The organism is Mycoplasmopsis canis PG 14 (assembly GCF_001553195.1).
Taxonomy (GTDB): Bacteria; Bacillota_I; Bacilli_A; order Mycoplasmatales; family Metamycoplasmataceae; genus Mycoplasmopsis; species Mycoplasmopsis canis.
In genome coordinates, this window is record NZ_CP014281.1 from 509,636 (window position 1) to 533,503 (window position 23,868).

General features: G+C 27.0%; 19 protein-coding genes, 2 tRNA genes, 1 other RNA gene and 1 riboswitch. Of the genes, 11 read left to right on the forward strand and 11 right to left on the reverse strand.

Annotated features, from left to right (window positions below; translation table 4 throughout):
• Positions 1-27 precede the first annotated feature (27 nt).
• The 5 genes from argS (at position 28) to AXW82_RS01975 (ending at position 5,565) form a co-directional block, all read left to right on the forward strand.
• Positions 28-1,680: an arginine--tRNA ligase gene (argS, locus tag AXW82_RS01955; RefSeq protein WP_004794506.1), complete on the forward strand. Its 1,653-nt coding sequence runs from the start codon at positions 28-30 to the stop codon at positions 1,678-1,680.
• A gap of 74 nt (positions 1,681-1,754) precedes the next feature.
• Entirely contained in the window at positions 1,755-2,018 is a 264-nt protein-coding gene (gene rpoE, locus AXW82_RS01960; protein WP_004794504.1) for a DNA-directed RNA polymerase subunit delta, read from the forward strand.
• 9 nt (positions 2,019-2,027) lie between these two features.
• Complete coding sequence (fba, locus tag AXW82_RS01965; protein ID WP_004794503.1) at positions 2,028-2,894, forward strand: class II fructose-1,6-bisphosphate aldolase; 867 nt, start codon at positions 2,028-2,030, stop codon at positions 2,892-2,894.
• Between the two features lie 55 nt (positions 2,895-2,949).
• Entirely contained in the window at positions 2,950-3,537 is a 588-nt protein-coding gene (locus tag AXW82_RS01970) for a thermonuclease family protein (protein ID WP_044084301.1), read from the forward strand.
• A gap of 81 nt (positions 3,538-3,618) precedes the next feature.
• Positions 3,619-5,565 carry a DNA topoisomerase subunit B gene (locus AXW82_RS01975; protein WP_004794499.1) on the forward strand — a complete coding sequence of 649 codons (1,947 nt, stop codon included), beginning with the start codon at positions 3,619-3,621 and terminating at the stop codon, positions 5,563-5,565.
• A gap of 43 nt (positions 5,566-5,608) precedes the next feature.
• Here the strand turns inward: AXW82_RS01975 and AXW82_RS01980 are convergent, their stop codons facing one another.
• Positions 5,609-7,057, reverse strand: a complete 1,449-nt coding sequence (locus AXW82_RS01980) for an MAG3090 family protein (protein WP_004794497.1) — start codon at positions 7,055-7,057, stop codon at positions 5,609-5,611.
• A gap of 291 nt (positions 7,058-7,348) precedes the next feature.
• On the opposite strand from AXW82_RS01980, the gene smpB reads away from it, so the two are divergent.
• Together smpB and ssrA are read left to right on the forward strand one after the other, a co-directional pair.
• On the forward strand, positions 7,349-7,786 hold the full coding sequence (gene smpB / locus AXW82_RS01985; protein ID WP_004794495.1) for an SsrA-binding protein: 438 nt from the start codon (positions 7,349-7,351) through the stop codon (positions 7,784-7,786).
• Positions 7,786-8,149, forward strand: a transfer-messenger RNA (tmRNA) gene (gene ssrA, locus AXW82_RS01990). Before smpB ends, ssrA begins: the two co-directional genes overlap by 1 nt.
• Before the next feature lie 85 nt (positions 8,150-8,234).
• Here ssrA and AXW82_RS01995 read toward each other — a convergent pair.
• Positions 8,235-10,154 carry a hypothetical protein gene (locus AXW82_RS01995; RefSeq protein ID WP_004794493.1) on the reverse strand — a complete coding sequence of 640 codons (1,920 nt, stop codon included), beginning with the start codon at positions 10,152-10,154 and terminating at the stop codon, positions 8,235-8,237.
• Positions 10,155-10,345: 191 nt separating this feature from the next.
• Between AXW82_RS01995 and AXW82_RS02000 the strand changes: the two genes are divergently transcribed.
• The 3 genes from AXW82_RS02000 to AXW82_RS02010 all read left to right on the forward strand — a co-directional run bounded on the left by AXW82_RS02000 (position 10,346) and on the right by AXW82_RS02010 (position 12,064).
• A tRNA-Lys gene (locus tag AXW82_RS02000) sits at positions 10,346-10,421 on the forward strand.
• A gap of 59 nt (positions 10,422-10,480) precedes the next feature.
• Positions 10,481-10,556 (forward strand) — tRNA-Thr (locus AXW82_RS02005).
• A gap of 164 nt (positions 10,557-10,720) precedes the next feature.
• Positions 10,721-12,064 (forward strand): DUF2179 domain-containing protein, encoded by a 1,344-nt coding sequence (locus AXW82_RS02010; protein ID WP_004794491.1) that lies wholly within the window; start codon positions 10,721-10,723, stop codon positions 12,062-12,064.
• 30 nt (positions 12,065-12,094) lie between these two features.
• Here AXW82_RS02010 and AXW82_RS02015 read toward each other — a convergent pair whose 3' ends face one another.
• The 8 genes from AXW82_RS02015 to AXW82_RS02050 all read right to left on the reverse strand — a co-directional run bounded on the left by AXW82_RS02015 (position 12,095) and on the right by AXW82_RS02050 (position 22,385).
• Positions 12,095-13,762 (reverse strand): hypothetical protein, encoded by a 1,668-nt coding sequence (locus AXW82_RS02015; protein WP_004794489.1) that lies wholly within the window; start codon positions 13,760-13,762, stop codon positions 12,095-12,097.
• The gene (locus tag AXW82_RS02020) at positions 13,755-14,480 is read right to left on the reverse strand and encodes an ATP-binding cassette domain-containing protein (protein WP_004794486.1); all 726 of its coding nucleotides are present in this window, start codon (positions 14,478-14,480) and stop codon (positions 13,755-13,757) included. Before AXW82_RS02020 ends, AXW82_RS02015 begins: the two co-directional genes overlap by 8 nt.
• A 1-nt stretch (position 14,481) precedes the next feature.
• Positions 14,482-15,636 (reverse strand): ABC transporter thiamine pyrophosphate-binding lipoprotein p37/Cypl, encoded by a 1,155-nt coding sequence (gene cypl, locus AXW82_RS02025; protein WP_004794484.1) that lies wholly within the window; start codon positions 15,634-15,636, stop codon positions 14,482-14,484.
• Positions 15,637-15,659: 23 nt separating this feature from the next.
• Positions 15,660-15,762: riboswitch (TPP riboswitch) on the reverse strand.
• 57 nt (positions 15,763-15,819) lie between these two features.
• Positions 15,820-18,753 (reverse strand): AAA family ATPase, encoded by a 2,934-nt coding sequence (locus tag AXW82_RS02030; RefSeq protein WP_004794482.1) that lies wholly within the window; start codon positions 18,751-18,753, stop codon positions 15,820-15,822.
• A gap of 11 nt (positions 18,754-18,764) precedes the next feature.
• On the reverse strand, positions 18,765-19,451 hold the full coding sequence (gene rnc, locus AXW82_RS02035; protein ID WP_004794480.1) for a ribonuclease III: 687 nt from the start codon (positions 19,449-19,451) through the stop codon (positions 18,765-18,767).
• Positions 19,444-20,421 carry a phosphate acyltransferase PlsX gene (gene plsX / locus AXW82_RS02040; RefSeq protein WP_004794479.1) on the reverse strand — a complete coding sequence of 326 codons (978 nt, stop codon included), beginning with the start codon at positions 20,419-20,421 and terminating at the stop codon, positions 19,444-19,446. The genes rnc and plsX overlap by 8 nt, the downstream gene beginning before the upstream one ends.
• Position 20,422: 1 nt before the next feature.
• The gene (locus AXW82_RS02045; protein ID WP_004794477.1) at positions 20,423-22,072 is read right to left on the reverse strand and encodes a DAK2 domain-containing protein; all 1,650 of its coding nucleotides are present in this window, start codon (positions 22,070-22,072) and stop codon (positions 20,423-20,425) included.
• Positions 22,065-22,385, reverse strand: a complete 321-nt coding sequence (locus AXW82_RS02050) for a hypothetical protein (protein ID WP_004794475.1) — start codon at positions 22,383-22,385, stop codon at positions 22,065-22,067. Before AXW82_RS02050 ends, AXW82_RS02045 begins: the two co-directional genes overlap by 8 nt.
• A 129-nt stretch (positions 22,386-22,514) precedes the next feature.
• Between AXW82_RS02050 and recO the strand changes: the two genes are divergently transcribed.
• Complete coding sequence (gene recO / locus AXW82_RS02055; protein ID WP_004794472.1) at positions 22,515-23,189, forward strand: DNA repair protein RecO; 675 nt, start codon at positions 22,515-22,517, stop codon at positions 23,187-23,189.
• A 10-nt stretch (positions 23,190-23,199) separates the two neighbouring features.
• Here the strand turns inward: recO and AXW82_RS02060 are convergent, their stop codons facing one another.
• A complete protein-coding gene (locus AXW82_RS02060) occupies positions 23,200-23,868 on the reverse strand; it encodes a DUF402 domain-containing protein (protein ID WP_004794468.1) in 669 nt (222 codons plus the stop codon).

Consider the following 23,868-nt stretch of genomic DNA (forward strand, 5'->3'; position numbering starts at 1 on the left):
TATAAAGAAAGATTTTTAAGGAGCGGTATGAACTTAAAACAAAAAATTAAAAGTATATTAATAGATTCAATTGAAGAAATTAAAAAAGAAAATTATTTTGATGATAATTTTGAAACAAAGGATTTAAACTTTCTTTTATCTGAACCAAATATACCTGAGAATAAAAACGAAAATGCGATTAATTTTGATTTTTCATCAAATATAGCTTTTATTTTAAAAAAATACAAAAAATCTTCACCTATAGATATTGCTAATAAAATAAAAGAAAAACTAGAAAAAAATGATGCATTCAAATTTATTTCAGTTAGTGCGCCAGGTTTTTTAAATTTTGTTATTAACAATAATTTATTTTCAAATGTACTGAAACAAATAATTACCGAAGGGAATGAATATGGTTCAAATTTTGTTGAAACCAAAAAAATAAATGTTGAATTCGTTTCGGCTAATCCTACTGGTTTTTTACATGTTGGACATGTTAGAGGTGCTGTATTCGGAGATTCTTTAATAAGGATTTTAAGACATGCAGGATACAATGTTGAAGCTGAATATTATGTAAATGACGCAGGAAATCAAATAAATATATTAGCGGATTCTATAATCATTAGATATAAAGAATTATTTGGTATTAATGAAGAAATGCCTGAAGATTCATATAAAGGAACTGATATCATTTGAGCTGCCAACAAAATTAAAGAAAAATTCGGAGACTACTTTTTAACAAACTTTAATGAGAAAAAGGAAGAACTAAAAACTGTTGCAACCGAAATATTACTAAACAAAATAAAAGACGATTTAGGAAAAATAAATGTTTCGTTTGATACATTCTCAAGCGAAAAAAAATTAACCGAAAACAACTTGATTGAACCTGTGTTGGAAAAACTTAAGAAACATACATTCACTAAGGATGGGGCACTATTTCTTAACACCACAAAATTCGGGGATGATAAAGATAGAGTTCTAGTAAAAAGTGATGGCGCTTATACTTATTTAACGCCTGATATAGCGTATCACGAAACTAAACTGCAAAAATGCGATGCGCTAATTAATATTTGAGGAGCAGATCATTCAGGATATATTGATAGAATGAGAATAGCAATTGAATCACTTGGATATGATTCAAAAAATCTACAATTTCTTGTAATTCAACTCGTTAGATTAATTAAAAACGGGGAAGAATTTAAAATGTCAAAAAGAGCTGGTACAAGCGTAACATTGGCAGACTTACTAGATAATACTTCATCAGATGCAATAAGATTCATGATGTTAACACGTGAAATTAATACTAAATATGATTTTAATATTGATGATGCCAATTCGAAAGATGCAAGCAATCCAGTATTTAATGTTCAATACTCACACGCAAGAACAGTTTCCTTACTAAAAAACCTAAAACCTTATAAACTCTTAGAAAATTTTGAAATAACTAATAAAGCTAAGAAAGTAATTTTATCATTAGATGAATTCCCTAATTTATTAGAATCAATCGTAACAACTTCTAAGGTAAATTTATTAAGTCAATACTTATTAAATCTTTCAAATTTATTCAATAGTTTTTACGCTGAAACAAAATTAAAAGATCATGAATACGAAGAATACTACTCTGCAATGGTATTAGCTGTCCAAACAATATTTAAAATCGGACTAAATTTAATAGGCGTTAGTGCGCCAGAAGTTATGTAATAAGCAAAAATTGATTAAAATTTTTAATTTTAATATATAATTAATAAAAATTAAAGTACTTGGAAGGTATTAAAATGAAAAATACAACAATGCTAGAAGTAGCAAGTGAATTTATTTTAAATGAACCAAATAGGTCATTTACTTTTGATGAAATTTTTCAAAAAGTTGAAAATGAATTAAAAGATATTTGAGTAAAAAGATTCTTAATCCCTGGTGAAGATGAATCTTATGAAAAAATTAGAGAAAAAAGAATGGGAGAACTTTACCGTCTATTAACTGTTGATAAAAAGTTTTTTAGAAACGAAGACGGAACTTGAAGTTCTAAATATAAAAATTAGGAGATAGATATGGCATTAGTAAACGCAAAAGAAATATTAAAAAAAGCAAAAGCAGGAAAATACGCTGTTCCTCACATTAATATCAATAACTTAGAATGAGCAAAAGCTGCATTATTAACAGCAGAAAAAGAAAAATCACCAATTATTATTGCAACTAGTGAAGGTGCAATTAAATATATGGGAGGATTCAATGTTGTTAGTGGTATGGTTTTAGGTTTAATAAACGACTTAAATATTACTGTACCAGTTGCGCTTCACCTTGACCACGGTTCATACGAAGGGGCTAAAAAAGCAATTGAAACAGATGGTTATACATCATTAATGTTTGACGGTTCACATTTTCCTTTCGAAGAAAATTACACAAAAACAAGAGAATTAGTAGAATTAGCAAACGCAAAGAACATGTCATTTGAAGCTGAAGTTGGTACAATCGGTGGTGAAGAAGATGGTATCGTTGGCAATGGGGAATTCGCTGACCCTGAAGAAGCTAAGAAAATTGCAAGTTTAGGAATCGATGTTCTTGCAGCAGGAATTGGAAATATTCACGGCCCATACCCAGCTAGTTGAAAATCATTAAATTTTGAAAAATTACAAGAAATTTCAGCAGCTGCCGGAATTGGAATTGTTTTACATGGTGGAAGCGGAATTCCTACAGAACAAATTAAAAAAGCTATTAGTCTTGGTGTAACTAAAATTAACGTTAATACAGAATTACAACAATCAAACCACAAGGCTCTTAGAGAATTCATAATAAGTGGTAAAGACTTAGAAGGAAAAAACTTTGACCCTCGTAAATTATATAAACCAGGTTTTGAAGCTATGTGCGAAACAGTTAAAGAAAAAATTCATGAATTTGGTTCAAATAATAAAGCATAATAAGCACTATTGTGCTTTTTTTGTGCTTTTTTCAGAAAAAAATATCAATATTATGATGTTAAATTTTAAAAAAATATTGAGTTTTTGCTTTTTTGTAACAATAATATTCTTAAATACTTCATGTTCATATTTAAATTCTAATAATATAAGTTTAATTAAAGTTATAAAGGTAATTGATGGTGATACAATTAAAGTTTTAAATAAAGATAATAATCTTGAAATAATTAGGCTTTATGGAATTGATGCTCCTGAAACATTAAAGGAAAGATATAATGAGGATTCATTGGCACCAAAAGAAAATTTTTATGCACAAATTTCTAAAAAATATCTTTTAAATAAAATTAAAGAAGCAAATTTTAAACTTTATGTCAAAAAAATTACTTATGACAAATATAGACGATCAGTATCAATTTTATTTACTGATAAAAGTTTTAAAGAATCCTTAAATATAAAAATGATCAAAGAAGGACTTGCAAGAGTAGCCTTTATCCAAGGTGAAAACCCAAAGAAGCCATACTATACAACAACTGATTATCAATTTAATTTTTATAAAAAATTAATAGAAAATGAAAGAGTTGCAAAAGTTCTAAATAAAGGATTTTGAAAGTATTCCGAAAATTTAATTTTCTTTAAAAAACTTTAAGAATATGTCCAGTAAATACTTATATATGATATAATTTATACATATTACATAGTAATATGTAAATAGTATTTTGGAGGGGAAATGTCAGAAAAACAACACAGCTATGATGCATCTAATATTACTTTTTTAGAAGGATTAGAACACGTTAGAAAACGTCCTGGAATGTACATTGGTTCTACATCAAAATCAGGATTGCATCACATGGTCTGAGAAATTGTGGATAACTCAGTGGATGAAGCAATGGCAGGTTTTGCAAATAAAATAGAAATAACAATAACAGAAAATAATGAAATCATTGTAGAAGATAATGGTAGAGGTATTCCTGTTGGAACACACGCTAAATTTGGTATTAGTGCACTTGAAGTTGTATTAACTAAATTAAATGCAGGTGGTAAATTTGAATCCGATGCTTATAAAGTTAGTGGTGGTTTACACGGGGTTGGTGCTAGTGTTGTAAACGCTTTAAGCCAATCAATGAAAGCTTGAGTAAAAAGAGATGGTAATATTTATCACGCTGAATTCCATAACGGTGGTAAAACATTAAAATCAACGGAAATTATAGGATCATACACAGAGGGTGGATCAGGTACAAAAATTCAATTTTTACCAGATTATACAATAATGGAAAAAATGCCGTTTGATAAGGAATTAATTGCCGACCATGCTAAACAAATAGCTTACCTTAACAAAGGTTTATTTGTTAGCGTAAGAGACTTAAGAGATAATACATATAGTGAATTTAAATACGAAAATGGTATTGTAGACTATGTAACAGAATTGAATAAAGGATCTTTACCAATCAATAACATTATTTATGCAAGTGGAAATTACTCTTACAAGCATGACATAACAGGGAAAGATGTTGTTATTGGTGTTGAAGTCGCAGCACAGTATCTAAATGACTTTTATAGATCGAACTTAATCACTTACACAAACAACATATCGACACATGAAGGTGGAACACACCTAACTGGATTTTATGACGCAATAATGCGTTTAGTTAATAATTATGCAATTGAAAAAAGTTTTATAAAAAATGAAAATGATAAATTCACTAGAGATGACTTAATTGAGGGTTTAGTTGCTGTTATTTCTATTAAACACCCTGAACCACAATTTGAAGGACAAACAAAAGGAAAATTAGGTTCTAAAGACGCAAGAAAGGCTGTTAATGAAGTTTATTCAGAAATATTTGAAAGATTTCTTAACGAAAACCCTGAAGTAGCTAAAAAGATTATAGAAAAAGCTATTTCAGCAAGAAGAAGTAGAATAGCATCAAACGCAGCAAGAGATAATGAACGCAAGAAACTACCTTTTGAAAGTGGATCAATGCCCGGAAAATTAGCTCCTTGTTCATCAAAAAATGCTGAAATTTGTGAGTTATTTATAGTTGAAGGGCAATCAGCTGGTGGTTCAGCTAAAATGGGGAGAGATAAAGTCTTTCAAGCTATTTTGCCTTTAAAAGGAAAAATTTTAAATACCGAAAAAGCAAAACGTGATAAGATCTTTATGAATGAAGAAATAATGTCTCTAATTAACGCTATGGGTGCTGGTTTAGAAGAGTCATTCAATATTAATAAATTAAGATATCATAAAATTATTATAATGACTGATGCTGACGTTGATGGAGCACACATTAGAACTCTTTTATTAACGTTCTTTTATAGATATTTTAAACCATTAATAGAGTATGGATTTATTTATATTGCCCAACCTCCGCTTTATAAAATTCAACAAAACAAAAATGTTTTATATGCATTCAATGAAAAAGAAAAAGATGAAATATTATCAAACCTAAATCCTAATACAAAAATAACAATACAACGTTATAAAGGGCTTGGTGAAATGGATGCACAACAATTAAAAGAAACAACTATGATGCCTGAAAAAAGAAAAATGTTACAGGTTCAAATAGAAGATGCATACAGGGCAGATAGAATATTCGAAACATTGATGGGTGATAACGTTGAACCAAGAAAAGAATTTATTTCAAACAACGCTAAATACGTTAAAAATATTGATTTATAAGATTATTAAAAAATCAAGCACAAAGCTTGATTTTTTAATAATACTATAATCCCCCGAAGTATGCTATTGCTAATATTATTACTAAAGCTAATAATATTACATAAGCTAATCCGTATAAAATTATTGCTCAGAATGTGTATGCTCATGATGCTTTAACATCTTTTTCAACAACAACTTCTGTTTTTGTTGTTGAAATAGCTTTATTTTCTAAACCTTCAAAAACTAAGAAATGTGAATTACTTCTTGAAGGAGAAGCAAAAATCGCATATTTATAATCATTTTCTTTTACGAATCCTATGTGTTTATTTTCGTATGAAACAAATGATAGTACTTGAGCTAATCTTAAATTTTCTTTTTCATTTAATTCGTAGTAAACAAATTTTGAAGGAACATATTCAACTTCTGATGAACCTTTAATAGATTTAGATAATTTATTAACTGACTGTGATAATGATTTAGCTACTAATTTAAGTAAGTGACGTTCATCATTGTTTTTTAATTCAAGAGATAAGTCTTTCTCGGCCTTTAATACTCTTTCTAACTCAACTTTAATCTCATTAAAATCTTTCTCAGATGTAATCACTTCTTTATCATATTTTGAAGCAATAAGCTCTAATTGTTTTGCATAAATAGCTAAAGCTTCTAATTTTGTATTAGTATTTAATTTATCAAAAAATTCATATTTTACAGTTTCTTCTTTAGCTACAATTACTTCTTTTTTATCTTTGCTTTCTACATAAACTTCTTTAATTACTTCTTTAATTACTTCTTTTTCAATATAAACAGGTACTTCTCTAACTACTTCTTTAACAACTTCAACTTCTTTAACGACTTCAACTTTTTCTGCTTCTTTTGATTGTTCGATAGATTCAGAAACAATTTTCTTTCTTAATGACTCAATTTCTTTAAGTAGAGCTTCTTTATCAGCATTACTATCTTGAAGTTTCAATTTTAGTTCTTCAATTTCTTTTGAGTACTTTCCGCTTGAATCTTTAAGAAGTTCGTCTAATTCACTAATTTCTTGTGTTAATTTTTCAATTTGAATATCTTTTGCAGATTTTCTAACTGGTGGAATAAAGTCATCATTAGCAGGGAAGTATGTTTTGTGGTCTTTTAATATTTTAAAATCAACATTCTCTCTTAAATTATTTACAAATTTAGATGAAGCCTTATCGTCTACAAGATTTGTTTTTGTTGACATAAAAATTTCTTCAGCAACATCTGAATAAACTAATTTACCATCGTATTTTTCAACATCGATTTCGTGCTCGAAAACCATTTTTTCGTTTTGTATAGATAAAATGTGACCACCTCAAATTCTTTTACTTGTTTGAAATTGTGTTCAACATTCGTATCCTAATGATAAAAATCAGTTTAAAGCATCTTTACGTGTTTTAAATATCGCTAATGCTGAAGAAACTTTTGGGTGTTTTAAAGCTCAAGGAAATTCCTTGTTTAAGCTTGGTTTGTATTCACAAAATATACGTTTCATATTTTTCCTTTTTTAATGTTTTGTTTTAATATGTTATCATTTCTATATAACTTGTAAATATTATATAGATAAAAAAATATTTATAAAATATTTAAAATTGTTCTAAAAGTACCTATATATAGACGTAAAAGTATTTTCTTGGTATTTTTTTCATATAATTATTATAAAAATTCATAAAAAAACTTGTTTTTTACTTTTAATACTTGACACAAGCTTTAAAAGTGTTTTTTTAAATAATTTTAAGTAAGATTAAATTTTTAAAGGGAAAATTATAGTAAAATTATATTGCTTATGAAGATCATTTCTAATAATAAAATTGCCCATAAAGATTATGAGGTACTCGAAAAATATGAAGCCGGAATATCATTGGAAGGTTGAGAAGTAAAAAGTTCTAGATCTTCTGGCGTTTCATTAACAAATGCTTTTTGTTCTATATACAAAAATGAATTGTGATTAAAGGAATCTTTTTTTAAACAGTATATGAATGTTAAAGGTGATGAAACAAGAGATAGAAAACTTTTAATGAATAAAAATGAAATTCGTAAGTTAAAATTCAAATTAGAAGCACAACAATTGACTCTAATCCCTTTAAAAATATATTTTAATAACAAATCCTTTATTAAAGTAGAAATTGCTTTAGCTAAAGGATTGAAAAAATATGATAAAAGAGAAAAAATAGCTAAAGAAGAAGTTAGAAAAAAAATTATAAAAACTTTAGCAACATATTAGGGGATATAATGGTTTCGACATGTGTAGGATGCTAAACATGGCAGTAGTGTGGAAGACTATAATTTCTACTAGGCTTTCTTAAACGGAAAATCAAATAAATTTGCATCATTTATGTATGCACAAAACTCAAATCTTGCATTTGCATAATTAATTAGCAACAAGTTGTTTTTATTACATTCCTTAGGTATAAAAACAGGTTTTTAAGGATAGTTATTAAATTTGCGACTTAATAATGAAATTAGCAAAATAATATTAGTTGTTTTTGTTATTTTTAGCTAATATTATTATCAAAATAACATAAACTGTAGAAGTGTTAAGTGATTTTACATGTGGACACGGGTTCGACTCCCGTTATCTCCACCAAAATTTAAGTTTGGTTTATATCAAACTTTTTTTATATTTTTTTTACAAAAAAACATATTCGAAAAAGAATATGTTTTTTTCTTTTTTAACTTGTTTTTTCCTTTATTAATCTTTCAATTTCTGATAGTAAATTAATATTTTCACTTGTGTTTAACTCTTCTTGTGACTCAAGAGAACCTAACTTTTCTTTTAAGGATTGATAGTTAGAATCATTTTCTGTAAAGAATAATCCAAATTTAACATATAATGATTTTAATTTTAGTTTAAGTGAATAATTTGAATTAACATCAGCATCATTTGGGACGTCTAATTCGAATGAAAAATCATTTTTAGTTGTAACTTTAATTTTTCCATCTTTAAATAAGTATTCTAAATCATTAATTTTTGTAGGTAAATCTTGAATAAGTTTAACCGTTTTATCTTCTAAGTTATATGAATAAATTTTTTGTTTACTATTTGAATTCTTTATGATAAAAATAACATTCTTATAACTTATTAGGAGATTCTCTAAATTATCGTTCTCTAAACCTGAAAAGGTTATTTCTTTTAATTCTCTCGCCTTATTCTTCGTTTCTAACGAAACAAGTTTTCCGTTTTTAACAAAGTAAGCATGGCCTTTATAAAAATGATAGTCTGACTCACTTTGAGGATCTATAAAATTGTTAAAAATAGATTCGCTTTCTTCTTTTGAAATATTATTATTGACTTCATTTAATAAACTTGCGTCCAAACCATTAATGTTTGTGTCCCAATTTAAATGCTTTTCGTATTTAAACATTGTTTTAAAATTAGAAATTAATTTTGCACTACCTTGAAAAACAGGTGGATAATCGACATCAACTTTTCCGGGATCTAAGTGTGTTGGGTCAACAATAAATCATTTGCCATCTTCATTTTTGAATGTAAATCAAATATGTTGTTCACCAGTTATTATTCTAAATTCTAATCCTGCAATTGAATATAATATCGCAGCTTGTTCTACATACTCTTTGCAAACACCTCAAAACTTTGTGTATGCATCATTTAAACCTTCTGATTTAAACATGTAATTAAGTTTATCATCTACAAATCTTGTTAACACAAAAACTTTATCATACACGCTCATCCCTTCACTCAATAACAATATTGCTTCATCCACATAGTTTGCCATTGACTTCTTTGATTCATGAGTTAACTTATTTGATGATGCAGAAAAAGTGAAAAGGTTATTGTTTTTTGTGCTAAAATTCACGGTTGCAGCTGACCCTACCGAAAGATATGGGTATTTGTAATATTCCTTAGTAAGGATATCTCAATAAATCTTATAAGCTTCTTCAATTTTTATAGCATTTTCTTTTGTGTTATATTTTTCCATAAAATATTGTCTATTTTTTAAAGACTCTATTTCTTTAATAAGTTCATTTTTTATAGTCAATGAATCTGGAACTGATTCAAAAATTACTGTTGGTTTTTCATTAGAGTCATCATAATTCTTAACTTTTTTATCCACATCGTCAAATAAATTTACTAAACTTTCAAAGTAAGTGCTTTTGTAGTTTTCTTTAGTTACAACATTTATTTTAGATATATATGAATTTATTTTATCTAGTTTTGGCGCTCCTTCAACAAGGAATGATGGCATACCATTTGGTTCAGAATCTTCTTGGAAATAAAATATGTAAGGTATGCTAATTCTTTTTTCTTCAAAATAAATAATTCTACTTTTTATATAATTAAATTTCTCTTGAGCAGCAAGTAGTTCATTGTTACTTCTTAATTCTTGTTCAACACTACTTTTTTTCAAATCTGTCTTAGGCGTAGATTTACCAAACTCATTTTTTGGATTTCCTTTATTTTTAGAGATTGGGCTAGAATCTTTTGGTTTTTCTTCCTTTTTATTAATTTCGCCATTTTTTAATGTGTTATCACTAGATTTGTTTACTTGTGTACCAACACAAGAAACTAATCCGATATTTAATAAGGAAGCGGTAAAAATTATTAAAAGTTTACTTTTAATTTTTTGCATTTCATCTCCTAATATATTTTTTATATATTTAAATTATATTACTAAATGAAAAAAATACCAAAAATGGTATGATTAAGATAATTGTATAAATCTAAAAAAGATATAAATTTTTAAAAAAATATTAAATTTTCTTGTATCAAATCATTTATTACTAAGTTTTGAATTTAACCTAAAAGTTGTATAATTAATGTGCATTGTTAGCTCAGTAGGTAGAGCAGCTGGCTCTTAACCAGCGGGTCGCAGGTTCGATCCCTGTACAATGTACCATTTCACTTTGTGGCCGAGCAAACTATAATTGGTTTGCTTTTATTTTAAAAGTATTTAAAGCACCTTTAGCTCAGTAGGTAGAGCAGTTGACTCGTAATCAACAGGTCGCAGGTTCGATCCCTGTAAGGTGCACCATTTCATTTTAAAAATGATCAAAATATGAAAAATTTTCACAAAAAATTTTTTTTATTAAACTTTTTAACAAAAATATTATAGAATAATAATAAGAAGAACAAATAATTACAACAATTATTGTGTATCTTTTTATTTTTTTATATCAAAGGAGGTTGATTGCAAATATGGAAAATGAAAATTTAAACAAAGACCATGGTTATGAAGAAAATGAAAAAAGTTCTTTTTTAAATAATTCTATTAAGACAACAAAAAATTGTGAAATTGAAGAAGCTATTATGGGTGAAGGGGTTTTTTCACATAAACTTGTTAAGAAAAATACTATTTATCATAGAACTAAGATGTCAAATTTTGGACTTAAATTAAGTTCTCTTTATTCTCAAATGCCAGCGTGAAAATTAGTATTAATTACTGTTATTACTGCTATTTTCTTTGGTGTTATTAGTGTATTTTTTGTTAAAAATGTTGGTATATATAATTTCGGGCTTGCTGCCTTTGGACAAGCACTTGCCCGTTTGGTAGTTGTGTTATTCAAAGAAGGACAAATTGATCCAATATTAAGAAATTTAATTGAGCAATTTATATTTTGAATCGCTTATATAATTTTAAGTATTCCTATTTTTATTTTCGGTTATAAGAAAATAGGTAAAACTTTTAGTAATTTAACAGTTTTATTCTTAGTTGTATCATCTGTTATTTCATTTTCAATAGGTTTAATCCCTGGAGCAAATGATGTTTATCTTATTGGTAATTTTTCAAATAGTGATGTTAAAAATGTTTTACCAGAGTTTAAACAAAAACTGAGTTCTATTATTCCATTATTATGAAAAGATGGTGGTAATATAATTGCATTATTTGTATATGCAATTGTTTATGGATATTTATTAGCATGAATTTTTGCTATCATACAAATTATAGGGGGAACAGCTGGAGTTACAGGTATAATAGGGGAATGGTATGCAAATGAAAAACAAAAATCATTTGGTTCTATCTCTGGTTATATGAATATAATAATTGTTCTTATAGGTGTTGCTGTAGGATCTTGGTTACCAGGTTCATTATTGCTTTCTGAAGCAGGTAAAAATATTGATATTAATAATCCTGCAAATAAAGAGTTATTAGAAATAACAAAAAAAGCTTGATCATTTGAGTTATACTTATCGCCTAATTTTATAGCAACTGTTTTAACAAATGTAGTATATATAATAGCTTTAAATAAACTTTATCCTAAATTCAAACTAGTGAGAGTAGAAATTTTTTCACTAAACAAGTCTAGCGAAATTTCGGAAATTATTACTCACGACAAAAAAATCGTTACAGGTCTAACAGAGTTCCATGCTCATGGTGGGTATTCTAAAGAAAAATTAAATGTAATTACAACAATTACATTATTTAGACAAGTTGATAGAGTAATTAAAGATGTAAGAAAAATAGATCCAGAAGCTTTCATTTCTGTATCAGACGTTACAAGTATTAATGGTTATATTTATTTACCAAAGAACAAATTTTAAAAAAACAACCTTATTAGACTAAAAAGTCTATTATAGGTTGTTTTTTCTTAAAAACTCTTTTTTCAACAAGTTATTCTTGAATTTTCATAACTTGTCTCTATTTTTTATAGCTCAATAAGTTATTTCTAAAACTATAAAAAACAAGAAAATTGGAAGTAACAATGGGAAAATTCTGTTATATAAACCTCTATCTTGATAGAATGATATTTTACTCGTTATTGTTATGGTTGCGAAAACACCATATGATACACCGTTTCTAGATGTATTTTCAAACTCAAAAACTACCAAAGACAAAATATCTTTTAATGCTTCTGGAAGAATTCTTTTTTTGTATATCTGCCACTTTGTTAATCCTAACGAAATATATAATTTCAACTCACTATCAGAATATGAATTAATTTTACTGTTAATATGCTTTGCCAAAGATCTAAAAGCAGCCAAAAATAAAACAATAGTTATAGCAGTTATCCCTTCTAAGAAAGTATTAAATAATAAAAAGTAAACTGAAACTGGTATCGATTTAATAATAACTAATAAACCTTTAAAAAATATTGCAATAAATGATTTAGAAACTTTTTCACTCATTAAAAATGCATATAGTATTGAAAAAAAAGTTGCAAAGTATAAACTTACATATGTCTTCATAAAAATAACAAGATAATCACGGTAATAAAACATAGGATCTTGGCTTATATCTGTAAAGTCAAATATAAAAAAGTTTTGGGTATAATTTTTTAATAATCTTATATTAATAGTTTCTTTTAGTAAATCAACTAAACTTAGTATAAATACAATTGTTATTATTGTTTTTATTATAATCAAAATAATTCTATTTCTATTGTAAATAAAAGTCCTATTGTAATTAATATTCTTGGTTTTCTTGTATATAAATTCTTTTAAGTATTTATTATAAAGAAACATAAATATTTCTATCGAGAATACAACTAAAAATATATAAAACAAACTTATACCTAGATAAACAAAATCATTTCTATTATAATCAATAATAAAACCTATACCAATAATTCCTATAGTACCTAAAACGGAGCTTCAACGTACATTTGATTCATAAGATAAAAGTGAGTTCATTGCATATCTATTTTTGTTTACTAATAAAATATTTTTATAAAAACTCTTAAATTTCCCTTTTCCTAAGTTAACATCTATTCAAAAATATTTAGTATTACTACTCTCAATTATTTCCATAAAGTACTTATGCATTCATAATCATGTACTCCAAAAGAATATTGCAAAAGCTGCTAAAAAAGCTGAAAAAATTGCTTTAAATAAAAGTATAAACATAACGATAGGAAAAGCCCTAAAAAACACCAGTATAAATTTAATTACATAAGTTCTTTTTCTACCTAAATGAATATTTGTTGATGAAAAATAAGAGGTGAAAAAAGCTAAAATTATGCCTAAAACAGTTCCACCGGTAACTGATTTCAGTGTTATTCATAAATACTTCAAGTTCCATAACCAAAGTGATCTTCCAGGTAAATCAGGATGCTCACTTTTAAATTTAAATAAGTCAGATATATAGAAACCAAATCTCCTTAACCCTGATAAATAAATGGGACTAAAAAAATCTAATTCAATCATAAAGAAAAGCAAAATAATTAATGAAACAGAAAACAAAAATATTTTTTTAAAATTTTTCTTTCTTATTTTTTTTGAAAAACTATTTTGATTACTCATAATAATACTTACCTAATTTCTCAATATCAAAATCATTACAATCTACTTCAATAATTTCTGTAGTGCTTGGTTGAAATGCAAATAATCTGTCAAATTTAGAAGTTGCAGATGTTAAGTCATGAATTGCGATTATTATATAAGCATCAATTTTGTATCTATTTAAGATATCAAATATTAATTTTGTATTAACAATATCTAAATTACTAGTAGGTTCATCAGCAAGTATTATCTCAGGTCTATTAAAAAGCATTTGAGCAATACTTAATCTTTGTTTTTGACCAGATGATAAATTAGAAACTTTTTCAAAAGCTAAATCTTCTACTTCAAGTTCCTTTAGAATATTAAAAAGTTCTTGTTTTTGCTCTTTAGTTAAAATTTTAAAAAATTTATAAATGCAATTTTTGTAGTTATTAAAATTATTTAAAACATTTTGATAAAAATCTAAAAATTCAACTAGATTATTTTCTGGTCTTAAATAAAAAATCTTATTTTTGTATTTCTTAGTCTCGTTTTTAGTAAATTTAGAAATATCTTTCCCGTTATAAAGAAAGTCTCCTTTTTTTATAATCGAAAAATCAAAAAAAGACTTTAATAGTGTTGATTTTCCACACCCACTTCTCCCTATTAAACCTGAAAGTTCATTTTTGTTAAATTTAATATTTATTGATTCTGCAATATTTTTATCAGAATACCCTATTGTTACGCCTTTTAATTCCATATTATCCTAATGTATTTTCAATTATTTCAAAAATTTTGTCTTCATCCTCTATAAATTTATAACCATGAAACCCTGCCGCTGGGCCTCATAAATCTTCCTTGTTTTTAGCTAAATCATTTAATGACTCAGAAAATATTTTTATATTTTCTTTACTAATTTTAGAATTGTACAAACCAATATTATATGGTAAGACATCTGTAACGGTTAAGAAAGTAAATTTTTGACCTGGTCTTTCAGTGCTTATTGAGAATGGGTCATTTACAATATCTTTAAATTTAGTTCAAGAATAAAGTCCTTCTGCATCAAAAAATATTTTTTTATCTTTTAAATTGACTTTATTGTTTTTTATAGGTTTTTTATCGCCTTTAAATGGACTTTTTTCCTTGTCGATTAAATCTAAAAATGACACAAATTTATTTCCAAAATGCTTTTTCAACAAAGCTTGAGGCAAGATATATTTACTTCCTGATTCTTTATCTAAACTATGGACATACCCATAACTTAAAAACTTTTCTAAATCTTTTGATTCTCAAGCTTTAATTATATTTTCGGTATCTTCATCATTTGCGATTATAAAAATAATTCCTCTATAAAATTCTGTTAATTTATCAGTGTAAAAATCCTTATATATGTACTCACTATCGCTATATGAATTACCTTTTTCTTTATCGTTTCATTTATCACGAGGAATACGGTCAAATAATTTTTGTTCTTTCTTTGCAATAATTCTTAATGGATCACTTTCTAAACCATGAATGTATTTTTCGGTATTATCATTTGTTCCTTTAAACATTTTCGTTAAAGTTTGAATACCTAATGATATATTTCCTCTTTTTAGTTCCTCTTTTTTTGAAAGAATTTTTCCTGAAGAAGTAAATACTAAGTCCTGTTTGCCTGAAAGTAAATCTGAAACATTTCTTTCATAACTGTCATTATCGCCTTCTACAGTTAATTTTATTACAAAATCACCTCCCTTTTTTCTAATTAGGGTGTTGATTTTATCCTCAAAGACTGGAATTTGATTTTCTTTTAAGTTATTACTTAATTTGACTTTAATAATATTTTTTTGTTCTTTATTTGAACATGAAATTGTTGCTATAGTTGCCATTGATGCACTTGAAACTAACAACATTCCTTTTAAAATTTTTTTTAACATATTTCTCCTTTGTTCGGACAAAAGTTGGAGAAAAAAAGACTCGCTACGCTAGCATTACCTAGATCAGCTGCTAAGAGTATTTCTCAACTATTTTAAGTCATTAAAATAGTACCCCTGTCCATAAAAATAATTATATTATAATTTGCTCGCTTATTAATAAAAAAATAGACATTTTGTCTATTTTTAATCTTGTTCAATAAGTTTTTTTGCTTCTTCTAATTCAACACTAAAGAAATTTGTAACTCCACGTTTTTGCATTGTAGCACCAAATAATGCGTCAACTCTCGTCATTGTTCCTGTTCTGTGTGTAATTACTAAAAATTGTGTTTTTTCCTTAAGTTCTTGAAGGTATTCAGCATATCTAACTACATTTGCCTCATCTAAAGCTGCTTCAACCTCATCAAGAATACATAAAGGAAGTGGTCTAGCTCTTAAGATAGCGAATAATAATGAAATTGCTATTAATGCTTTTTCACCACCTGAAAATAGTTTTAAGTTTTTAACTGTTTTCCCTGGAGGTTGGGCATATATGCTAATTCCGCTTTCTAGAATATTATTTGGATCCACAAATTCCACTTTAGCAGTACCACCACCAAACATTGATGAAAAGACTTTGTGCATTTCTTGATTAACATCGTTAACAATATTAGATAAACGAGTTACTATTTTTTTATCCATTTCATTGATAGCTGCTATACATATATTTTTTGCTTCAATAACTTCATCACGGTTAGAAACGTCTTCAGTATATCTTGCTAATACTTCCTCATATTCTTCTATAGAATCAATATTAACATTACCTAGTTCTGAAATTTCTATTCTTAGATCTCTAACGTTCTCAGCAGCTAATTGTGGAGACATTTCTAATTTAAAATTCTCTTTAGCATATTCTAATGTCATTCCATAATGAGCATTTAGTCTTTCTCTATCTAATTCTAATTCACTTAGCGCTTTTGTTAAAATAGTATTTTTTTCTTTGAATGATGACAATAAACTATTTAACATCTTATTATTTTCGATATTTTTCTTTCTAAGTGATTCAATATCAGCTTCTAAAGAATTTTTCTCATCGATTGCTGTATTAATATTGAAAACTAAAATAGATAGCTCTTTATTTAATTCTGAAATCTGCAACTCGGCATCGTTCAAATTTTTAAATTCATCTGAATTATTTTCTAAATTATTTACAGTGATATTTGCTTTTAATTCATTTGATCTTTTTTCTTCAGAAGCTATTGTTGCATTTAATGATCCTAATTGTACTTCAATATGTTTCTGTGAATTTTCTTCTTTTCTTAATTCATCTTTTTTAATTTCAACTTGAGATCTTAATTTTTCTTTTATTGCAGCAAAACCTGGTAAAAGTTTTTTAAGTTTCTCAATTTTGTCATCCATACCTAAAACATTTTCTGATGATTCAGCAGTACCACCAACCATAACACCACCAACTCTTATAATATCACCTTCCAATGTTACAACCATGTATTTTTTCTCCATAATTGTTGAAATTTCATTTGCTGTTTTTATATCTGAAACAACAATAACATTACCTAATAAAAATTCGCTTAATTTTCTAAAATCATCTTCTACACTTACTAATTCGCTAGCGATACCCACAAAACCAGGGTGATTTCTAATAGCAAATAAATAATCGTCGCGAACAAATTTTGCTTGTATTGTTGATAAAGGTATAAATGTAGCTCTACCACCATTATTCTTTTTAAGGAAATTAATCGCCTTAACAGCTGTATCAGAATGATCGACAACAATATGCTGTGCAGCGTTTTTAAGAATTGTTTCTAGTGCTACTAAGTACTCATTAGGAGTTTTAATTAAATCTGCAACAATTCCTTTAAATCCTTTAAAAATTGTTTTATTATCTAAAATTGTTTTTGTACCAAGAAATAAATTAGTTCTATTTCTTTTAAGATCTGAAAGAATATTTAATTGAATTTTTGCTTGACTTTCATCGTCATTAACTTGTTGTAATTTGATATTTAAAGAATTTATATCATTTGTAATTGTATTGATTTTTTCTTGTGATTCATGCTTATTTTTAAATAACTCATCATATGAAGATTTTAATTGTTTTAAAGTAATTTCTAAACTATTCACTTCTGAAATAATGGCCTTCATTCTTTCTTCATTGCTGATAGAACCACCACCCTCAGCAGTTATGCTTCTTCTTATTCTTAATTCTGCAATCGCTTTTTCAAGTGAATTAATCCTTACTTCAAGAGTTGTTTTCTTACCGCTATTTTCTGCGATTGACTTATTAACTTCCTTCAATAATTCTAACTTGTTATCTATATGAGATTCAATTGTTTGTATATCTTTTTTATATGATTCTTCAGTTTCATTAACACCTTCAAGTTCTTTTGAAAGCTTTTCTTCTAACTCTGAATTTTTATCAATGTTATAAACAAGATATCCAACTTCTATGCTTTTTAACATTTCACTTTTTTCTTTGTATTTGTAAGCTTTTTCGGCTTGTTTTTTTAGTACTTCAAGTCTTTTTTCTAATTCAGTAATTTTTGCATCAACAATTTTTAATGTTTGTTCAGCTGAATCTAATTTTCTTGTAGCTTCCAGTTTTCTAAATTTATATTTTGAAACTCCTGCAGCCTCTTCAAAAATCATTCTTCTATCTTCATCCGAAGATTGAGCGATATCAGAAACAGTCCCTTGAGAAATTATAGCTAAAGAACTTTTACCAATACCAGTTTCCATAGCAATGGTTTTTATATCTTTGTGTCTTGATTTTTCTCCATTAATAAAGTAATCATTTATACCTTTTCCACGCTCTAGTACACGTGAAATAGAAATGTAATCTGCATCAATAGAACTCAATCTATCTCTATTATCAAATGTTAAAGTTACTTGTGCTCTATTCATAGGTTGAACAGTTTTTGAACCTGCGAAAATAACATCTTCCATAGAATCACCACGTAATTCTTTTGAACTTTGTTCACCTAAAACTCATCTAATAGCATCATTAATGTTACTTTTACCTGAGCCATTTGGCCCAACGATACCAGCTACTCCACCATTAAAACGTAAGACAACTGGATCAGCAAACGATTTAAAACCATGTGCTTCTAATTTAATTAATTTCATTTTTTAACCCCTTATTTTAATTTTTTTAAAGCATTTTTAGCAGCATTTGTTTCTGCTTCTTTTTTTGAAGAACCTTGCCCTACACCATAAACAATTTTATCGTGAACAGCTTTAGCTTCAAAAAGCTTATTCCCTTTTTCTTCTACAATATATGATATATTTTCTCTACTAAAACTCTGAAAATGCTCTTGAAGCTCCGTTTTAGGATCTTTGATATCTGTGATAAAAAGATCGTTATTTTCATTTATTTTAGATAATAAATGTTCCTCAATAAATTTTTTAACCTTAATTAATCCTTGATCAACAAAAATTGCACCAATCATTGCTTCAAAAATATCCGCTTGTACTTTAGTTGATTCTATGACCTCTTCATGCATTTGTCCAGGCCCGGTTCTTAGTAATTTTAAAAGACCTATTTTCTTGCTAATTTCAGACAATGTTTCTGTTTGAACAATAGAAGATCTATACCTAGTTAATTCACCTTGAGAACTTTCTTTATTTTTATAAAAAATATAAGATGAAACTACAAAATCTAAAATTGAGTCGCCTAAAAATTCTAATTTCTCATAGTTAAATGTTTTACCTTCATGACCATTAAATGATTTATGAGTTGTCGCTTGATAAAAAACATCTAAGTTATTTGGTTCTATATTTTCTTTTTCTAAAAATTTTATTACATTATTTGAATAACTAGACATTTTTAACTTTATTCAACTCAGAAATTAAGTTTTTATCAATGGCATCATACATTTGTGTTAAAGCACTATAAATTGCTTTTTGATCACTAGAACCATGTATTTTTAATGCAAGACTCTTTACACCGATCACTCAAGCGGCTCCTATATTTCTATAATCTAATTTTTTCATGATGTCAATGAACACAGGTTTAAGCAGTAAAAGACCAATTTTAGTCTTTAACTTTTTAAGTGCAGATTCTTTTATAGAATCCTTGAATGAAAGAACAGCGCCTTCATAACTCTTAAGAATTAAATTTCCTCCATAACCATCAATAATAGCTACATCAAATTCGCCTTTAAGTAAATTTCTAGACTCTGAAAATCCAATGTAATTTAATGAAGAATCATTTTTAATTAATGAAGCTGCTTCTTTAACATATTCAAAACCTTTATACTCTTCAGTGCCTATATTCAATAGTGTTAAATTAGGATTTTTGATATTAAACATGGTTGATGAAAACACACTAGCAAGCTTGGCTCATTCATGTAAATTTTCAGGTTTAACTTCTAAATTAGCTCCAACATCCGTTAATAATAATTTTCTTCCATTTAAAGCGGTTATAATAGGCATAAAAGCAGGTCTCGAAATTCCTTCTATTCTACCTGATTTAAATGTTAATGAAGAAATATAACTACCACTATCTCCGCCGGAAATTACTCCATCAAATTTTCCTTCAACTACACCTGTTATAGCTTCATTCATTGAAGTGTTTTCTTTTAATGACATTCTTATATTTTTTGGATCGGTAAATTTTAAATTATTATTAACTAATATTAAGTTTTTTAAATCTTCTTTAGTCTTTATGTATTGGGTATTACCAATTAAAGTAATTTCTAAGTCACTATGCTTTTTTAAGAATTCATAAGATGCATCATAAAATACTTGTTCACCTAAGTCTAAACCGTTTATATCCAAAACAATTCTCTTCATATTATTCAACCCCTATTAAATAATGGTAATTAGGTTGATTACCTTCATTTATTTCAATTTCAATCTCATAGTTAGCATCGATATAATTTGATAATTCCTCCGCTATACTTAAACTTCCTTCATCACCGTAGTATATGCTTACTATTTCACTTGAACCTTTAATCATTTTTTTAATCAAAGTCTTTAGGGCTTGACTAGCCGTTTTTGAAGATGCAATTATTTTCCCGTTATGTATAGATAAGAAATCTCCATTATTAATTTCTACACCATTCAACTTAGTCTGCCTAATTGCTTTCGTAACTTCTCCAGTTTGAACATTTTCAATAGAATCGTTCATTATTTCTAAATTATCATCAGGGTCTAAGTCAGGACTGAAGTTTATTATCGCTGTAAGTCCTTGTATCTGAGTTTTTGTTGGTAAAACAATAACATTCTTATCTTGAATTACTTGTGCAGCTTGTTGCGCAACCAAAATAACATTTGAACTATTAGGTAAAATAAATACATTATCAGCATTAACAGATTGTATAGCGTTAATAATATCTTGTGCAGATGGATTTTGAGTCTCCCCTGATTCTACAACATAACTAGCACCAAGTTCTTTCATCTTTTCAATGATTCCGCTACCTAAATTACATGAAACTACTGCACACTTAACTCTATCTTCTTGCTTTTGTGCTTCAGTAAATTTTTCAGAATTAGCCTTCGAATTGTTTGCTTGTAATGTCATATTTTCAGATTTTATCTTAATAAATTCTCCATAATGTTGTGCAATATTTAAGAATTCTCCAGGTCTTAATGTATGACCATGAACTTTTAAAATATTATCATCACTAACTACAACTAAAGAATTTGCTTTCTTTTCAATTTTTTTTATGAATGACTCTTTATCAAATTTATCAGGTTCACTTAGATCTATTAAAACTTCTGTGCAATAACCAAATTCTCCTTCATAAACTTCCATATCACTAACAAATACAGAAACATCTTCTGTTGCATTTGTAATTTCAACAGGTCTTCCATTTAAGAATTCATTAATACCTCAAAAGATTTTATATAAACCTTCTCCACCGGAATCTGTTACACCAACTTCTCTTAAAGTTTTTAATTTATTAGGAGTTTCATCACAACTTCTTCTGCAATGTTCTAATAATCTACCTCAAACTTCCTTTAATGAAGTTGATGTTTCATCAGCTTTTTCAAATTCTTTAACAATTTGTTCAGTAGTTTCTCTAATAACGGTAAGAATTGTTCCTTCAACTGGTTTAAAAACTGATTTATAAGCTCTATCTACAGCAGATTTTAAAGCATTTAAAAAATCATTTAAATCAAGATCAACCTTACCTTCACACCCCAAAGAAAATCCTTTAAAAATTTGACTTAAAATAACACCGGAATTCCCTCTAGCTTCATAAATCATGCTAGTTGATATTGTTTTTGAAACATCAGCTATTGTAGCATCTTTGCTAACTTGTAACATCTTTGGCACTATTGAAATTGCTGTTGATGACATGTTAGTACCTGTATCTCCGTCAGGAACAGGGAAAACATTTAACGCATCAATCCTGTCTTTGGAATTTCTTAATGCATTAGCACCGGAAATCATTGCCTTAGCAAAGGTTAAACCATCTATAAATACTTTTCTAGCCATTAACGACTCCTTTCACGATAATAGTTAAATTGTTAAGTTTAATTTTTTTTCTTTTAAACTCATAAAATAGTTTTTTATAAAGTTCAGTATTAAGATCCTTGACTCTTATGTCTTCTAAAACAGAAATTGCAATTTGAAAATTTCACCCACTACTAGTTTCGTTCGCAATAACCATTTCCTCTAAAGAAATGTTCTCATCATCTTCTGAAATTGTTAAAATTGAATCAACATAAGACAAACGATGCAATTTTTTTATTCCAGGAGTGGAAGTAATTATTTTTATAAAAATTTCCTTAGTTTCATTTACGTTCATAATAACCTCTTTATATAATATTTATGAGGTATAAAAATATATTTTAATACCTAATATAATATAGTAATTATATTATAAGGTATAATGTAGTTTTTTAAAGCAATAAAAAGTTGTGAATTAGGAGGAAAAATGTCTACTAGAATATCAAAGGCTATTGTTTTGGATATTAAACTAAATGATGATAGCAATCATATTGTAACTTTTTTTACAAGTGATGGGGTTTTAAGACTTTTAGCAACAGGTATACATAAAATTAACTCTAAAAATAAGAATAATTTGCACTTGGGATCAATTGTTGAAATAGAGTTTTTTTCTGCGAGGCTAAAAAATAAAGTTGGTAGATTAAAAACCGTTAATATAGAAAAAATTTTTGATCTAACTAACGTTTCAAAAATTTATTTTTTTAGCAGAATCAAAAAATTATTTTTAAATATTAAAGAACCAAATCATCTTTTTGAGCTATATTTAAGAGTTTTTGATTTTATTAATAAAGAATACTACAACAAATTATTAACTTTTTTTTATGCACAAAGCTTGTTTTACTTCGGGATTAATCCTAGTTATGATTCATGTAGATTGTGTAACTCAAAAAGTAATTTAATTAATTTCCATTTAGAAAAAGGCGGTTTCATTTGCAATAGACATGGAGACGAAATCACTCATGAAAGTATAGAGTATTTAAATGCGATTTGAGCATCATTTCATAGTTTTAAAAAATATTTAATAATCACAGACTTTAACTTGGATTACAATATAAGAGCAAAATATATTAACATAATAAAAGAAGCCGGATATTATATCTAGCTTCTTTTATTTAGTTTTTATAATGTTTTTTTGTTTTATTAAAATTTCTCAAAGAGTTAATCATATCCGTTTCTTCACATAAACTATTATTTTTAATACTTCTATAAGCTTCGAATTTATTGTCTGTGATTAATTTATCTTTGTGCATAATTTCAAGATAATAATCAATTATTCCATCATTAAAAAAATATTCATTTGTGCTATATAGATCAACAATGTTTTTTACTTCATTGAGAATTTTAGATTTCATAATAGGTGTGTAATCATACCTTTTAGAATTTTCATTAAACTCTTCTTTATCAACAATCTGTAATTCTTTCGTAGGATAACTTTTTAAATCCAAATCATAGTCAATAAATTTAATTGTATTATCCTCAAAAATAGGCGCAGATGCTAAATTAGTATAATAAGATTTGCCAAGACCCACTTTAAACATTACTATCGTATTATAAAAAGCTTTTTTAGGAATAAATCATAATGCATCATCTTTATAAGATCAACCTTTTCGACTTTTCAATGTTTCTATAACACGCGTGCCTTTTAACGATAAAACAATATGTCTTTTGTTATGGAAAATAATTTTTGCATTTGTTCATTGACGATATAAAAAGCCATCATGTTTATATGCTTGAACATTTATCATTTTACCAACTTTTATTTCACTAAAATCTCACTCCAT